Origin of the sequence: Candidatus Acidulodesulfobacterium ferriphilum, from assembly GCA_004195035.1 — a bacterium.
Taxonomy (GTDB): Bacteria; SZUA-79; SZUA-79; order Acidulodesulfobacterales; family Acidulodesulfobacteraceae; genus Acidulodesulfobacterium; species Acidulodesulfobacterium ferriphilum.
On the sequence record SGBD01000002.1, the window covers coordinates 257,872 to 275,087 of the forward strand.

Below are 17,216 nucleotides of genomic sequence, written 5' to 3' on the forward strand. Positions count from 1 at the left end.
ATAAATGCAAGCTAAGTGCAAAAATACCCGAATATAATTGTAATTTAGCTTGCATTTTTTTTGTAAAATAAAAAGGGGGATATTCGGTAATGATAAGAAAAATAAAATTATTCTATGCCGTTTTTTTTGTTTTTGCTTTTTTAATAATTTCCGTAAATGTCAATATATCCAAATCGTTTGGCGCTCCAAATTTGCAGATAGGAACGGGCTATAACGAAACATGGGGCAAATACGGCACGAATTATACCACATCCTTAATTTATATCCCGCTTAATATAAATTATTACCCTGATAAAACCTTTAATTTTCAAGCCACGATACCGTATATGCAGGTTCATAAACAAACATCTACGGTGTTGGTCAACAATATACCAGTTCAAAAAGCGGGCGCTTCTACTTCGACCACCGAAAGCGGTTTGGGGGATATAGTTTTGACGGGAAATTATAACATTACAAATCAGGCGGTAAAACCTTCACTTCCGACTTTAACGGCAACGGTTTTTGTCGACCTGCCCACGGCCAGCGAATCTAACGGTTTGGGAACTGGAAAAGCAAATTACGGCTTTCAATTAGGTGTTACGCAGCTAATAAAATCTTATTTTTATTTTATAAACGGCGGTTATACCGTTTTAGGTAAACCATCGGGCATTACGAGCCTTACCAACCCTTTTTCCGCATACGCAGGCGCTGGTAAATTAATCACGAAGAACCTATCGGCGGCCGTCTCGGGGGCATGGTCCCAGGCAATTATATCCGGAACGCACGATACCGTAACAGGAAACCTGTCCGTAATTTATACGGTGGTAAAAAATAATACGATAGGCGTTACTTATATAAAAGGTTTTACAAACGAAAGCCCGTCTCAGGGGATAATGCTAAGCTATTCGCTTATGTTTTAAATTAATATTCATAAAATTTTAAAATAAATACGGTAACGAATAGCATTACGACTGAAAGCGCTATAAAATATAAAATAGAATATACCGCTATGCCGATAACTAAATAAAACAACAAAATTAATCTCTTAATGCGCTTGAGATCTTCATGGCGCAAAAGGAAGCCGATAAATATACTCACAATAATATATATAACGGATTCGATTATTATTATGTTAAAATTAATCATAAAATGGATTCCTGCCTACGCAGGAATAACTTAAGTTAGCGTTTCAAAACTCTCCCGAAATAAGATATAGTCTTTTTAAGTCCCTCTTCGATGTCAACCTTTGGGTTGTATCCTAAAATCTTTCTTGCAAGCGTTAAATCCGGATTTCTTTGAACAGGGTCGTCCTTTGGCAATTCCACAAACCTTATTTTCGATTTTGAACCTGTTAGGGACATAACCAATTTTGCAAAATCTATTACGGTAAATTCATAATTATTGCCCAAGTTTACGGGTCCCGTAAACTCACTTTTATTTTCCATGAAAAGCACAATGCCGTCTATTAAATCGGATATATAACAAAAAGATCTTGTCTGCCTGCCGTCTCCGTAAACGGTCAAATCATCTCCTTTTAATGCCTGTATTATAAAGTTCGAAACAACCCTGCCGTCGTTTTCGAGCATCTTCGGCCCGTAAGTGTTAAAAACCCTTACAACTTTAATATCCGCACCATACTGCCTGTGATAATCGAACATTATCGTTTCTGCCGCCCTCTTCCCCTCGTCATAACATGACCTTATGGAAACGGGATTGACATTGCCGTTATAACTTTCAGGCTGAGGATGAACGCCCGGCGAGCCGTACACCTCCGATGTCGATGTGTGTAAAACCGGAATCTTAAGCCTTCTCACATTTTCCATTACATTAAATATCCCGTAAACATTGTCTTTCATCGTTTTAAGCGGGTCTTTCTGATAGTGCGGAACGGAGGCGGGGCAGGCTAAATTTATTATGAAATCGGCTTCTATTAAAAAGGGTTCGCTAATATCCTGCCTTATAACTTCAAATTTTGAATTGCCTAAAAATTCGGCTATATTATTTTTAGAACCCGTATAAAAATTATCGAGGCATAATACTTCATGCCCCATGTTTAATAATCTTTCGCATAAGTTAGAGCCGATAAAACCCGCCCCGCCCGTGATAAGAACCTTCATGGTCTCTCCTTTTTTATTTGCCGGATTAGGCTAAATCCAGATTATATTTATTACCGTAGCCCCGTTTTGTTATCATAAAAAAATCTTTTACATAAGTATTGCTGTTTCCTATTATAATCGAGGTGTTCATGCTTACGATGTCAAACTTGTCCATATTTTCCAGCGTGGTTATAACAATTTCTTCATCCGGCCTCGTAACGGCCTTAATAATAGCGACAGGCCTGTCTTTATCCAAAGTTTCGAGTAAAATATCCTTTGCGATAGTAAGCTCGTTTTTTCTTTTCATACTCTTAGGATTGTAAAGTATTATAACAAAATCCCCCTGAGACGCCGCCCTTAGCCTTTTTTCTATATCTTCCCACGGCGTCAAAAGATTCGATAAAGAAATTACGCAAAAATCGTTCATTATAGGCGCTCCGACAGCACAGGAAGCCGCGCAAAAAGCCGGTATTCCCGGAATAAAATCAACCGGAATTTTTCCAAGCAGCGATTTTTTCTCGATAATCTCGAGCAAAAGCCCGCTCATGCCGTAAATGCCCGCGTCGCCCCCGGAAACAAGCGCGACATCCCTGCCCTCCATAGATTTTTTGACAGCCGCTTCGCACCGTTTAATTTCGTCTTTCATATTAAATGGCATCCTTTCCTGCGCCACGCTTAAAATACCGTCTATCTGTTTAAGATATGAGGAGTATCCTATTACCGTCTGAGAACTCTTTATAGCTTCAAGCGCCTTTTTACTCAAGTGGTCGGTATCGCCGGGACCAGTTCCGATAACCGTTATTTTGCCGAAGCAAGCCGTTTCGTGGTTTCCTCCTTCATTTACATTTACATTGTCGCGGCTGCCGCCATCGTTACATTGCCTTTCTTTTTCTTGCATATTAAAAGCTCCTTATTTTTAGACGATAAAAGGGCGCACGGTTCGCAAACGGAATAAGCGCCCGTATGTTTATAACACAAAGATTTCGTATTACGGATTCCTGCTTCCGCAGATATTCCTGTCTGCGCGATTGTCAAGGCATGTCCTTGACGCAGAGAGGAATGGACAAGTAAATTATTTCCACCACTTTTATTTTTATCTATAAATTCGTTAATTTCCTCTTTTGAATAAAAATCGACAAATTTTCCGTATTTTTCCCCGAATTTTAAAATTCCGCCTTCATCCTTTTTAATGTCTATAGTCGCAATATTTCTTACGCAGTTTAAAGATAAGTTATATTCATCGAATACCGATGAAACAAACTCTTCTACCTCGTTAAAGTCCGTATTTTTATTGCAGCCGATACCCACAACAAGGCTTTTCGGCCTTAAAACAGCAACATTAATGTTATGTTTATCGGAAAATTTGTTAAATTCATATAATTCTTCCAGATTAGCTCTTCTTGAAATAATAATTAAATTTAACGGAGTTATAGAATTTTTTATTAATTCCCTAAATTTTGACGCAACGGTTATAAACCTAAAATCCTGTTCATTTGAATGCCTTTCGGCATACCGCCTTAGCTCTTTTATATAACGATTAAAATCTAATCCCCCTTTTATCCATTCGCTTTCATTCAAATAAACGATAAACTTTTCGCCGTTTAAAGAAGCCTTGTTAAACTCTTTTATTTTGGTTTTAGCCTCCTCGATAAAAAACCCGAATTTTTTTGCAAACATATCCACAGAAAATCTTCCAGAAACATCCGTTGCAGTAGTTATAACAGGTACCGCCCCTAAAAAATTCGCAGCCTTTTCCGTAAATTCGTTTCCCCCTCCGATATGTCCGGACAATAAGCTTACGGCAAACCTGCCAAGTTCGTCTATTACCGTAATGCCGGGATCGTTTAATTTGTCTTTAATGTACGGGGAAATAAGCCTTACGACCGCTCCCAGCGCTAAAAAAAATACGATAAAATTAAACTCATTAAATAAATTATTTAAAAAATCATTTGATAAGTTATCATATGTTTTTACGCAAATCGAAAAATTATCGCTATTCACAGGTTTAAGTTTAAGGTCAAAGATTTTGGATAATTCTTCGTCTGCCATAAGAATTAAATCTTTTTTCGATTTTTCGATAAAAATATTTATATTTATAATATTATTTATATTAAAATCGCCTGTTTCACCGGACTTGTCCATCTTAAAAATACCTTCGGAAATCTTTAAAGCCGATAACAAGCTGTTTTTAGAAAAAGGCATAAGCGCAATGTCCGTTATTCCGCCAGCGGACCTGTCAACCGCCTTCTTTAAGCCTGAACGAGTGTGAAAAATTCTTATCATATAATTTCGACCTGTTTTTTTTGTAATATTTTCCCCTCAAAGCATCTCCAACAATTAAAACAGCCATATTTTTTACGGAGTGCTCCTCTGCCGTTTTAACCGCATCTTTTAATAAACAGTTTATTAAAAGCTCGCTTTCGAGCGAAACATCTTTGGCTATCAAACACGGCGTATCTTTGGAGTAATGTTCGAGAAGGTCTCCCACAACGGATTCTATTATCCCGAAACTTAAATATATAGCCATAGTTGCATTGTGTTTTGCAAGACTTTTTATGTCCTGTCCTTTAGGCATTTTCCCCGTTCTTCCCTCCCCCCTGCAAAATATAACCGTCTGAGATACATCCGGCAAAGTCAATGTTGACCTGTTTGCGGCGCTCGCCGCAAAGGCTGCCGTAACGCCTGGGATAATCTCGTAGTCTATCCCCATTTCTTCAAGATAAGTCATCTGCTCGTTAATAGATGAATAAATAGAAGAATCACCCGCATGAAGAACGGAAATAATCCGGCGGACTTCGTCCTTTAATAAACTTTCAAACCGCTCTTTAATTTCATCAAAATTAAGGCTTTTCATATCTATGAGCATGGCTACGTTTTTAAATATATCAAGCATTTTGGGATTTATTAAAGAACCGGCGTAAAAAACAACATCCGATTTCTTTAATACATTGTAAGCCTTTACGGTTAAAAGTTCGGGGTCTCCGGGACCCGCGCCCACAAAATATATCTTGGCCGCTCCATCTTTCTTCACAAAAATACCCCTATAAGAATAGAAAAATAATCAAAATCAAATCCGGCTTCGGAGCCGCCATTATTTATCCTTGTTTTTAGGTTTAAATCGTTATCGCAGAAGCCGTCTAAAAGTTTTGACCTTTCGATTAAATAGAGCTTAAGTTTTCCTTCTTTGAAATTATCGATATATGAATTTTTAAAGATTTCCATAATATTTTTTAAGTATGCCCCCGCCTTCATAAAAACGATAACCTGCGGTTTCGCGCTTTTTTTTGCCATAAAATTTATCTCGTCTTCCATTTCTTTTAAATCCTTTTTGATAGGAACGGTTATAAAAACCGAACTGTTTTTTATTATATAAGGTTCGCCGATTAAATTAAAAGAATAATTAAAAGACGATATCCCGCCGATAATGTTTATATTTAATTCAGCGTTATTTTTTACCGCCTCATCTTTAACGGCATTATATAAACCCCAATATGTGCTGTAAAACATCGGGTCGCCGATCGTTATATAGGAACAGACCCCTTCTCTTAATTTACCTAATATCTTAAGGGCATTTTCCCTATAAAGCTCGTCATTTCTGCCTTTCGACAGCTTCATTTCAATTTCGAGCGGAATCAGCCTTTCCGCCGCAATATCCCGTCCCCCGAACAATTCTATAAATTCTATGCCGCTTTTTACGATATTATAAGCAGCCTTATTTTTCCCGAAAGTTACATCGGGATAAAATATAAAATCGCTGCTTTTAAGAGCTTTAACGGCTTTTATCGTAATTAACTCGGGGTCTCCCGGTCCCACGCCGACCACATTTAATAAATTTAATTGATTAATGGCTGTTTACCCCCGCCGCGCTCTAACACTCCCCTAAAGGGGATGAATCTTTTTTCTGATTTTATTTTAAAATATCCATTCATTAACTTATTTCAAGGTTTTATTTTCAAATTTAAAACCCGTATTCGTATTATTATGTTTGACTATTTTAGTGATATAAATCTGGTTTAATGCATGAAAATATGAATCTGACTTAATTGTTTTTAATCTCGCTATGTTGGCGGCGATAACTTCGTATTTCATTTTAACTTTATTAGCCGCGTTAAAATTGCCTACGAACGACATTACCTTATTAAAGGAACTTAACAGTATACTGTTTACAACGATAACGCCTTCGTTTTTTAATATATGAAACGATTCCGTCAAAATATCTTCGAGATACTTGCTGCCCCCGCCTATGAATATGGCATCGGGCAAAAGAGCATTCGTGGTATTTTCTTTAAACATATTAAAAGCTTCGGGAAGTTCTCCGAGAATTGGAACAATATTCGGCCTTTGAAATCTTTTTATATTCTTTTTAAGGTTCTCAATTTTCGTTTCGTTGTTATCGATGGCATATACGACGCCGGCGGCGGCGATTGCGGAGGCTTCTATGCTGATACTGCCGCTGCCGCATCCTGCGTCGATAATAACGGAATCCTTTTTAAGATTCATTAAACTTATGCTTATTGCCCTGATTTCCTTTTTAGTCGGTTCCCCTGCTATATGTACATATTTTTCATCCTCGATACCAAAAATCTGATTCCGGTTCTGAAACAGGATTTTAGAATAAGCCTCGCCGTCTTTGCTTGCTTTAAACAGTTTTTTTCTTTCAATTATTACGATATTTTTTTTATTAGATAAACTCTCGAGGATTTCTTTCGTAAAACTCCTGTATATTTTTTCATTTTTAGAACACAAATCGGTTAAAACATAAAAATCGAATTCGGAGATAAACCCCTTTTCTTCCAGTTCCGTATATATTCTGTAAGGCGTATTGATATCGTCGGTATAAATTCCTATAACCCGTTTTTGGGAATATAAAGCTTCGTACATGTTTCTTAAATCGCGCCCGTGGACGCTCGCAATATAAGAATCGGTCATAGGTATTTTCAATTTCGAAAACCCGATTTGCATAAAATTGATGGCAGGATAAATTTCCACAAATCTTTTTTCGTTTGTTTTTAATTCCCTTAAAATACTTCCCCCGATCCCAAAAAAATTTGGATCTCCGCCTGCAAATATAAGTATATTTTTTTTGCCGAGATTTTCTCTTACATAATCCAAAATAAATTTGAATTTGCTGTCGTAAAATATCGTCGCATTATTTATATGCGTTATTTTTTCGCTGCGTTCGAGATTTATACCCTTATTCATAATAACAAACTGCTCTTTAAGCCATGCCAATATGTTTGAATCGTCTTTTCTTCTCGCGAACACGGCGTCAATCCTCTCAGCCTTATTCATAAATAAACCCTGAGCCGTCTTCTTAGCCGTTTCGGCATAACATGGAGAAATTCCCAGTATATGAACCTTTTTTGCCATTTGTTTATCCCTTCCAGATTTATAATGTAGAAGCCAGCATTTTACCTTCGTACGAAATCAGTATAATATCGATATTTACTTGCTCTTTGGACATCCTGATTAAATTTTCCTTTGCCGTTTTTAAAATATTATAAAAAATCTTATCGGGCAGCGGGTTATAAATATTACACAACGATAAAATGTAGTCATACACCTGTCTTGAGGTATTGGAATTAATTATTTTTTCATATAAATCGTTAACTTCATTCTCCGGTATAATATCTATATGTTCCTTTAAAACCGCTTTAACTAAAGCGCCCAAATATTTTAAATCCAGATTGCCGTATTTGGCATTAGTATTTCTTGCTCCCTGTGAAATTTTCACGATTTTTCCGAATTGCCCTGCAAAAATAACCCTTTTTATGCCCGCCCCGGCGGCTTTTCTTATCGAATAAGACACATAGTCACCTATTTCTATAAAACTTTCTTTCGGCATATCTTTTAAAATCTTCATAGCCGTTTTTTCGCTAAACCTTCCCGGTGTATAAACACATGCATCTATTTTATTGCAGGATAAAAAGGCAAGAGACGATTTAATCGTTCCAAGCCATGCCTTTGCGGATATCGGAATAACATAACCTGTGGTTCCCAGAATACTGATCCCGCCCTCGATGCCTAATCTCGGATTTAATGTTTTTTTTGCGACGATGCCGCCGTCAGGCACGTAAAGAATAGACAAAAGCACTCCGTTGCCTGCACAACAGTTTAACTTATTTTGATTTATGCCTGCCCTATCGTTTATCCTGCCGTTTATTTCTTCCTTTACCGCCCATTCTATCATTTTGAACGGAACGGGATTTATAGCCGGAAAACCCGGACTAACCGGCAAGCCCTGCCTCCTTACTATGCCGATGCCTGCCGAAGAAGAAAGTATAATGCTAAACCCAGAGTGTTTTATTATATTATAAATATATAATTTTCCATAATATTTTTTTACCTCGTCCGACAGACGGGTTAAAATTGTCTCGCCCGCCTTCTCGTATAAATGTAAAAGCATAAGGGTATTTTTGCTTCGGTTTATCGGACCGCCTTGATTGTCTCGATTTTGATTGCCCTTAATATCATCTGCCTCATTTAAAAGCATAGCGACTGCGCTGTCCGCATCGTCTAAAAACATAAAATCGGCACATATTTTTATGCCGTTTGTTACATCGGGATCATCCCCCGAATCCTTTATTACGGAAGCCCTCGAAACCCATCCCCCCCCTATCCTCTCCAAAGCGGGGGTGATAGGGGTGATTTTTGAAAGTTCGGCCACAGGTAGTAAGACATTTTCCCCTCCCGGCATTTTTATTTCTATCCGAAAAAACTTTTGATATTTAAAATAATACCTTATGGAAGCTTTTATAGCGGCGGCGCTTACGCTTCCGGTAGAAAATCCTTTTCTTAATCCATTATTGCAGGCATTACTGTTGACTGTTCCCATTATCTTTAACTTAATTTAATTTAAAACGATGTTCCAATCGTAAAATTAACCCCGCCCGCCGGCCAATACGGTCTCCTGTTTAAAATAAAGCCGTAAGAAAAACTGATAGGTCCTATGGGCGACAGATACATTATGCCGGCTCCGGCCGATTTATATAAAGCAAGAGGTCTTACGCTCTGAGTATTTAAAAACACATTTCCGCCGTCCTGAAAAACAAAAAAATCAAAGTTATTATAAACAGGGATGTTTAACTGGAGATTATAGTTCTCCATAATATCCCCTCCTATCGGATATTGATACGGGTTTAAATTTACAAGCCCGATTGAATCCTGCGGAAACCCTCTAACCGTCGTTCTGCCTCCCAAAAAAAATCTTTCATTTATCGGCACCTGTGTTGTGGGCGGCAGGGGTTTAATATAACCGAAACGCAAAGAATACAACAACACGGTATTGTAAATAAACGGAATAAATTGCTCAGTATGGAAAAACAATTTCATAAAATTAATCTGGGAATCGAATAGTGTTGAAGAGTATGAGAATCTTAAGGTTGTTAAATTTCCCGATGTAGGATTAAATATATTATTTTTCGTGTTATAAATGATAGACGCTGCAACGGCGCTTATTCTTGTAAAACCTATATCTCTTGGGGTGATTTGCGCTCCGGGATTTAAGCCGGACAAGAAATTATAAAACATTTCATATGATAATAATCCTTTCAGATGACTGTTGAATCTCCTTATCAAAGAAAAAACTCCGCCTTCTTTATGAAGCGTATAATTTAAAGTGATTATATCGTTATCTAATCCTCTGGCGTTAAAAGCAAGTCCTCTATAATTATAAATAGCAGGATCGTAATAATCTAAAAGCAAATTTGTATAAACGGCGCTTTTTGAAAATCGCGCAGACAGGGATTTGCCTGAACCAAAAAGGTTGCTGTCATCTATTTGCACAAACCCCTTATATCTGGTATATGTTCCGTAACCGGCCCCAAAACTTAATGAAATAGGCTTTGCATCCCTTACTTTCACGATTATATTCTTGTCCGGCTCAATATTTTGAGGATTTTCGATACTGATGCTGACATAATTAAAAATTCCGGCTCTATAAAGCCTGTTCTGGGTTTCGATTATATTTTTTTGATTATAGATTTCTCCCTTTTTAAATAAAAGCAACCCTTTAATATAAGCCGTCTTTGTAATAGTATTTCCAAATATTAATATATTTTTAATTCTTGTCAAGGGACCGCTGCTAACATCGTAATACAAATCGGCATATTTTTTATCTGCGCTATATTCGATATCGAGCCTTGTCTTAGAAAAAACATATCCGGAATCCGCAAGTTTCGTGGAAAGCAGATTTTTACCGTTCTCCGCTTTAATAATATAAAACGGTTTATTTTGCATGCCCTCAAAGTAACCGGTTAAATCCTTTGTTTTGACTTCCGGCGGCAAACCGGCAAGACTGACTTTCTTTACATAAGTTCTTATCCCCTTTTTTATGTCAACCAATATTGCCACGCTCTTTTTATCCCTGCTAAAGGTCAAGCGCTGCGAAATACGCGCGGCAAAATACCCCTCGTTATTATAATAATTTTCTATATTGGTTATGTCGCCCGTAAGCCTTTTCCTGCGAAAATATTGCCTGCTAAAGAAGGAGGCGGGAGCGGTCTTCATCAATGATAATATTACGGATTTGCTGAACGGCTCATTTCCTTTTATGGTAATACTTTTTACGGCAACTCTGAAACCCTTATTCACCGTGTAATATAAATTTATCGTTTTATTATTAGAATCTTTTTCCTCCCTAAGAGAAACTTCCGCATAATAATATCCTTCTTCTTTATAGAAATCTGTCAATACGGTTTTAAATGAAATAAATGTGGATTCGTCGAATATCAGGACATTTTTTATATTAAACACGGAATCTTCGATAAAACTTGCTTTTAACGGACTTATTCCCTTAAAATGAAAGAGAATTTTATACCCGGGATGAACTTCAACGGTTATTATGGCTTTATACTTAGAAATATATGTAATTTTAGGTTCAGGTATAATAGTATTAAGGTAGCCCTCCTCTTTATAGATGCCCCTTATTTTTCTTCTCAATTTTTTAATCAAAAGTTTATTTAAGGGTTTGCCCGTAATATCTTCGACGAGTTTTGCAACTTTTTCCTTCGGGTAGTAAACCTTAAACTTAACGAAAATATTTGAAATGATTACAGGTTTATTTGGCGTTATATTTATACCTATAACATATTTCTTTATGTTTCTCAGAACATAGGACGAAATATCTATTTTGGCATCGGGATAACCCGCATCCGACATTATATTTTTTATTTCGTCTATGCTTATTTCTTTATAATACTTTAAAAACTGTCCCGCCTTTTTTAAAGGGATGGATTTTAATATATTTTCTTCGGATACCCCCGTATCCTTAAGCCCGCGTATATCGATTCTTTCTATATAAACACGCCGGACAAAAATAAATTTTAAGTACATAAATTTCTGCTTGCGGTCTATCTTTGAAAAAACCATAATATTTGAAAAATAGCCCGTGGAATACAGTGCTTTCAGCGTCTTTTCAAGCTGATACATCGAAAACCTTTGACCGCTTTTTATAGCAAAAAAATTCTTAATATCTTTCAGGGGAATGTCGGACGGCAGCCTGTAATCTATTGACTTTATCGTATATTTTTCGGATGAAATATTATAAATATTTGTTTCGGGTAAACCCGACGCTATTGCGCGAGGCAGGCAATTAAAGGCAAAAATATAAAGCAATATAAATAAAAATAATGCCCCGGACTTTTTTAAATGCGTAAATCTAAGTATCATAATTATTAATAAAAACTATCCCCCATTTGTCCTCAAAATTGCCGATAGAAATTTATTTTTCTGGATTCCCGCTTTCGCGGGAATGACTTTGAGGGATTTTAAAAGTTCACCCGTTGGGTGTCATTCCCGCGAAAGCAGGAATCCAGTGTTCTTAATGCATTGCAATATGTTTAACAATCTCTATCGGCAATTTTTGGGTATCATAAAACAACTTAGATTTTACCACTTTTTTAATAAAATCTGAAATGAAAAGCTATGCTGCCGCCGACCTCGCTGTATATATTGGAATTATTAGGGGCGAGTTCGTTGTTTTCCCAGACGCCTATAACTGAAATATGCGGGGTGAGTTTATAGGTAAGGGTCACGGATTGAGACGATTGCGAGGCTATTATATTGCTGTACGAAATAGACATTTTTTTTGTTATGGTTTTTGTCACCGTCACCTGTGGAGCGGCGCTATGAGTTATTGCCGAATACGACGGAGCAACCGAAAGATTTTTAAATCCAAAATAACTTGAAATGGCGCCTGTAACGCTTTGCTCTACGCCGCCGCCAATCGCCGAGGCGGCTTCGGAAGCCGCAATTCCGCCGGCAGAACCTGCATAAACTGAGCTTGCGGGAGCGCCAAGCGCCAGCATGGAAACAATATCCAATTCCGAAAGCGGAGGAGTCGATGAAAGATTGACATTAAAATTTAAAAGGGAACCGTTTGCATTCATCCTGACAATATACTGGTTTATGTCGGTATCCGCCGAAACGGCAAAGGTCGGGTTTATTTTATAGGGATTGTTAAAATCTATATTTGCATAAGACAGCCTGAATTTTGTCCCTCTGAAATATATCTCTCCGGCTTCGGCATTAGCCGTTCCAATCAAAACAGGATCGTAAAGGGTTCCTATAAGATGGAGTCTGGCACTAAAATCCGTATCCATAATATTATTTCTGATAAAGATACTTTTATCGGATTTAATCAAGAGGTTTAAATCCGGATTAAAAGCCCCTTTTTTAATCACGGGCTTAATTATATTGTATTTTTTATAACTTAAAAGAAATGACGAAAGATTTATTTTTTTATCATACAAAGCCTTTTTTATGTCGATATCGCCGTATATGGTTCCATGGTCCGCACTGCCGTTATATCCGATACTTCCGTCCATATCGGCATAAAAATAGTTGGATTCCCTGTAAACCGCCGAACTAAAGTTCGTTTGCAAATTATATGAAACCGGCCTAAAATCACTTAATCTTACTAAGCCGTGCGCCGAAAAGATTCCGTTAAGAAGCCTGAACCTGCTTTTTTCAAGCACTATTAAATTATTATTAAATGTCAATCTTGCAAAAACCCTTGAAACGGTATAGCCCGGGTTTAACGAAGTTTCCATTAACCCCTTGCTTATTTCGGCAAACCCGTAAACTCGAGGATGCGCTTTAGGTCCAAAAATGACTGCCGAACCCGTTACAAAGCCGGATGAATTTATTATTTTATTTGAAAAAAGTCCCAAAATCCATAAATCGGTTTTGTCGTTTATTATAAGATTATATTTTTTTAGCGTAACATTTCCTCTAATTTGGAAGTAATTATTTCCCCCTTTTAACTCAAATCCGCTTAAATCTATCACCCTGTCCATATAAGAAATCCTTATATTTTTGGTATTTTTTAGGAAAAACGGCCCGTGTTTTAAATATACATAACCGAGTTTTGCAAATAAATAGGAATTTTTTATATTGGAGAGTTTGCCGCTTCCGTAAATGCCGCCTGACAGCCTGAATAGCGTCTTGCGGTAATCGATATCTAATAAATTTATCTCTGTAATAAAACTGTAAGGATACCCCTTTTTTAATAAAATATCCGCTTTAGTTTTTAAACTATTTTTTAAGGCGGATAAATTTAATATCATCTTGCTTTTGGAAGAGGAAATTCCTACATCGATATTTTTCAAAAAGTAATCGTTGACATATACATCCCTGATAGCCGCATTTCCCGATATATAAGGCAGAGCGAATAACCCGCCGATATGCAGATTAAGATTTGCAATTCCCCTGATATGATATTTTTTTACAGGCTCTAAATTTAAATTTGCTAAATTAACCCCGTTTGAAATTAATCGCAAATCGTAATTAAAATTCTTGTTAACCGACGGCCTAAATCTAATTAAGCCGTAAATATTAAAAATTGCGCTATTATATGCTCCGTTAAGCCTTTTTATTTTCAAATCCTTTTTTGTCAATATTACATACGAATTGATATTTGATATATCCTGCCCGTAAACGGCAGCCTTTTTGGCATATGCCCGAATGTCGGCAACAGGATTTCCTAACTCGCCGCTTATTTTGCCGTTTGAATTTAAATAAAGGGATAGGGAAAAAGACGGTTTTTCAGAATTAATCCGAATATTTTTTGTTTCAAATTTCCCGTCTATATATTCTGTTTTTAAAATTTTATTTTCATAAATACGCCCGTTAAAATCTATCGTCCCTTTGTTTGTCCTTTGCGGCTTTTCCTCCAAAGCGACCTTTTTAAACAGGACATCGCCGGACGGCTCTATATCAACATTCGCAACACCCTTATAGCTATCCGTATATCTGTTTATATAAAGCGATTTAAATTTGTTTCGAAAATCAAAGGATATTCTATTGAACTTGCCTGCTATAACGCCTTTAATAGTCCCGCTTCCCGCCGGTTCAAAATAACGGCTTCTAACCGCTTCTATAAAATTAACCTTCGGTAACTCTTTATATCCGGCATCAAATCCTATATTTAAATAACTTTTGTTATATGAGATAACCCCGTTTACAACGCCGTTCGATTGACTCGAGGAAGCATGTAAATCTTTGAGAAGAACAAGTTTATCGTTAACAACTACCGACCCTTCAACCAGAACCGGCTGCCCGTAATCTATGGAATAAATAACCCTGTTCCCTTTTCTATTCCGGAATTCAAACAACTGCTCAGGTCTTTTAACATTTATTCTTTCGATATTTGCAGCATAAAAATTTTTTCCGAGATGTAAATAGGTCTTAACGCTGCCGCCTGCTATAGCCGTAAACTGAGGGGTTTTTACGGAATTATAGAACTCTACCAATTTCCCTACATCTATATCTTTTAATGTCGAATTAAACCTGCCTTCGTTTTCGTCAAGATTAATATTCCCGGCGGATTCCACAACCCCGTTAAACATTTTCAGGTTAATCTTCGTAAATTTTAAAACATGATTTCTTACCCTTCCAAACTCCCCATTGCATTTCACAAAACCGTCCTTTATATCGCCTCCCTGGAAAACAAAATTTTTTAGATGGAACTGCGCTGAAGATTGAATCTTTTTTGAAAAGTCCCCGACTAAATGCAATCTAACATCAAGCCTGCCTTTCATTTGTATGGGAACAGCCTTAAAATTTTTGGAGATATAGGACAAATGGTTAAAATTTATTACGGTTGTGTCGTTTATTTTACTTACGATTTGGGAGATTTTACCGAAAAGAATGTTTATTTTTTGGCTTAAAGTAATCTTCTTAACCGCGTTTTCTTCATGCGGAATATTCCTTTTTACCCCTTTTTCTTTATTTAAATCTAATATGCCGCTCGACACGGAATTGAAATAATTACCCTCTGCGCGAACCTTGCTGAATTTTATAAAACCGTTAAAGTAGTGAATTTGCAAAGCGGATGAACTATAAACCTGCGAGATATCAGGCATACTTAAAAATATATGCGGCAAATCGTAATTAAAATAAATCCCGCTGCTATTATAAAATAGCTGGTTAAGAACCGGCTTTTTAAAAATATTTAAATCAAAATTTTTCAGGTTCAATAAAATATGCCTATCCATATCGTTTAATTTAAAATTACAATTATGAAAAGCAATATTTTGGAAAGAAAACGATATGAATGAAAAAGCTGGTTTTTTAATTAAAGATTTTATTGCCAGATTAATCCTTTTATAATTCGCAATTTTATTATTTTTAATTAGAATATTAAATTCGGGGCGGATTATATCTATTTTATCTATGGTTATTTTTCTCCGGAAAAAATTTAACGGACCAAAAAAAAGGTTAATATCTTTAATGTAGGCAACATCCTTAACGCCCACTCCCTTTATAACGACCTGGGGCGCAAAAATAGATATTTTTAATGTTTCGATTTTAACCTGTTTGTGCAGGGTTTCGGTTAAGTAAAAGGAGGCATAACTTTTAATCTTTGATGCAAAATAGGGCGATGTAATAAAAAATATTATCGATGCGGAAAACAGAACGATAGATAATAAAAAAAATAATACGATAAGGCTAAATCTCTTTCTAACTAACCGGCACAGAGATTTTAATTTCATATAATTAATTAAGACGGATATATTTTTAGAGTTTTAAATTAATTCAAATTTCTTCATCTATAAACTTATAACCTGCCCCCCTTATAGTTTCGATAAATTTAATCGACTCGTCTATTTCGATATTAGACCTTAGCCTTCTTATATGAACATCGACCGTTCTCGGTTCGACAAATGAATTGTTTCCCCATACATTGTCAAGGAGTTTTTCACGCGAAAATACATCCCCTGCATATGTCATCAAAAAAATAAGGATTTTAAATTCGATCGGGCTCAGTTTTATTTCTCTGCTTTTTACTATTACGCTATGTTTGGTAACATTTACGCTGATATTCTTAAACTTAAATTCTTGAGAAGCAGGGGTTAGCGTATTTACTTTTTGAGGAAGCGTTCTTTTAAAAATGGCCCTGATGCGGGCTAAAAGTTCGTTAATAGAAAACGGCTTAATCATGTAATCTTCGGCGCCTGCTTCAAAGCCCAAAACCTTATCGACCTCTTCCTGCTTTGCGGATAAAAACATGACGGGAATCAGGGATAGATATTTATTTTGCTTTATTCTTTTGCAGACCTCGTAACCATTAATGTCTGGAAGCATGAGGTCAAGAATGATGAGGTCGGGTTTAACCACTTCCGCGATTTTAATACCGTCAAACCCGTTAAAAGCAAATTCTATATTATAACCTTCTTTTGCAAGATTGTATTTTAAAAGCTCGACCAAATCGGATTCGTCATCCACGATTAAGATATTCGCTTTAATTTCCGGGATCAAATTTAATCTCCGAATTCATTATGGAGCGGGAACAGGACTTAAACCATAAAAACCCCCGCTTTTTCAAAGAATTTTAAATGTGGTAATTGTTAAGCTGTTTGAGTAAATGTTACTATCTTTTTATTACTAAGTCAAGTTTTAATTAATTTCCAAAATTGCCGATAGAAAATTTCTTTTCTGGATTAACGCTTCGCTCTCGGCTTTTCAAGCCTCGTGAAGTCCTTTTAAGGACTTTCCCGCTTTCGCGGGAATGACACCCGCCGGGTTAAAGTCTAAATTCTCTTATTGTCATTCCTGCTTAGGCAGGAATCCAGAATTTATAATATGTTGAAACAGTCTCAAGATTTCTATCGGCAATTTTGAGTAATTTCCCTTTTTTAA

12 protein-coding genes are annotated in these 17,216 nt (G+C 36.5%); 1 reads left to right on the forward strand and 11 read right to left on the reverse strand.

What is annotated here, in order from left to right:
• Positions 1-89 precede the first annotated feature (89 nt).
• A complete protein-coding gene (locus EVJ47_05650; protein RZD14650.1) occupies positions 90-899 on the forward strand; it encodes a hypothetical protein in 810 nt (269 codons plus the stop codon).
• Between the two features lies 1 nt (position 900).
• Here the strand turns inward: EVJ47_05650 and EVJ47_05655 are convergent, their stop codons facing one another.
• The 11 genes from EVJ47_05655 to EVJ47_05705 all read right to left on the reverse strand — a co-directional run bounded on the left by EVJ47_05655 (position 901) and on the right by EVJ47_05705 (position 16,823).
• The gene (locus EVJ47_05655; GenBank protein RZD14651.1) at positions 901-1,125 is read right to left on the reverse strand and encodes a hypothetical protein; all 225 of its coding nucleotides are present in this window, start codon (positions 1,123-1,125) and stop codon (positions 901-903) included.
• Between the two features lie 35 nt (positions 1,126-1,160).
• A complete protein-coding gene (locus EVJ47_05660; protein ID RZD14652.1) occupies positions 1,161-2,096 on the reverse strand; it encodes an SDR family oxidoreductase in 936 nt (311 codons plus the stop codon).
• Between the two features lie 25 nt (positions 2,097-2,121).
• Positions 2,122-2,973 carry a precorrin-3B C(17)-methyltransferase gene (cobJ, locus tag EVJ47_05665; GenBank protein RZD14653.1) on the reverse strand — a complete coding sequence of 284 codons (852 nt, stop codon included), beginning with the start codon at positions 2,971-2,973 and terminating at the stop codon, positions 2,122-2,124.
• Positions 2,922-4,358 (reverse strand): hypothetical protein, encoded by a 1,437-nt coding sequence (locus EVJ47_05670; protein RZD14654.1) that lies wholly within the window; start codon positions 4,356-4,358, stop codon positions 2,922-2,924. The genes cobJ and EVJ47_05670 overlap by 52 nt, the downstream gene beginning before the upstream one ends.
• The gene (gene cobM, locus EVJ47_05675) at positions 4,312-5,112 is read right to left on the reverse strand and encodes a precorrin-4 C(11)-methyltransferase (protein RZD14655.1); all 801 of its coding nucleotides are present in this window, start codon (positions 5,110-5,112) and stop codon (positions 4,312-4,314) included. Before cobM ends, EVJ47_05670 begins: the two co-directional genes overlap by 47 nt.
• Positions 5,103-5,921, reverse strand: a complete 819-nt coding sequence (locus EVJ47_05680) for a hypothetical protein (protein ID RZD14656.1) — start codon at positions 5,919-5,921, stop codon at positions 5,103-5,105. The genes cobM and EVJ47_05680 overlap by 10 nt, the downstream gene beginning before the upstream one ends.
• An 87-nt stretch (positions 5,922-6,008) precedes the next feature.
• The gene (gene cbiE, locus EVJ47_05685; GenBank protein ID RZD14657.1) at positions 6,009-7,445 is read right to left on the reverse strand and encodes a precorrin-6y C5,15-methyltransferase (decarboxylating) subunit CbiE; all 1,437 of its coding nucleotides are present in this window, start codon (positions 7,443-7,445) and stop codon (positions 6,009-6,011) included.
• A gap of 19 nt (positions 7,446-7,464) precedes the next feature.
• The gene (locus EVJ47_05690) at positions 7,465-8,910 is read right to left on the reverse strand and encodes a cobalt-precorrin-5B (C(1))-methyltransferase (protein ID RZD14658.1); all 1,446 of its coding nucleotides are present in this window, start codon (positions 8,908-8,910) and stop codon (positions 7,465-7,467) included.
• 20 nt (positions 8,911-8,930) lie between these two features.
• The gene (gene bamA, locus EVJ47_05695; protein ID RZD14659.1) at positions 8,931-11,744 is read right to left on the reverse strand and encodes an outer membrane protein assembly factor BamA; all 2,814 of its coding nucleotides are present in this window, start codon (positions 11,742-11,744) and stop codon (positions 8,931-8,933) included.
• 230 nt (positions 11,745-11,974) lie between these two features.
• Positions 11,975-16,069 (reverse strand): hypothetical protein, encoded by a 4,095-nt coding sequence (locus EVJ47_05700; GenBank protein ID RZD14660.1) that lies wholly within the window; start codon positions 16,067-16,069, stop codon positions 11,975-11,977.
• Positions 16,070-16,112: 43 nt separating this feature from the next.
• Positions 16,113-16,823 carry a response regulator gene (locus EVJ47_05705; GenBank protein RZD14705.1) on the reverse strand — a complete coding sequence of 237 codons (711 nt, stop codon included), beginning with the start codon at positions 16,821-16,823 and terminating at the stop codon, positions 16,113-16,115.
• Positions 16,824-17,216: the final 393 nt, after the last annotated feature.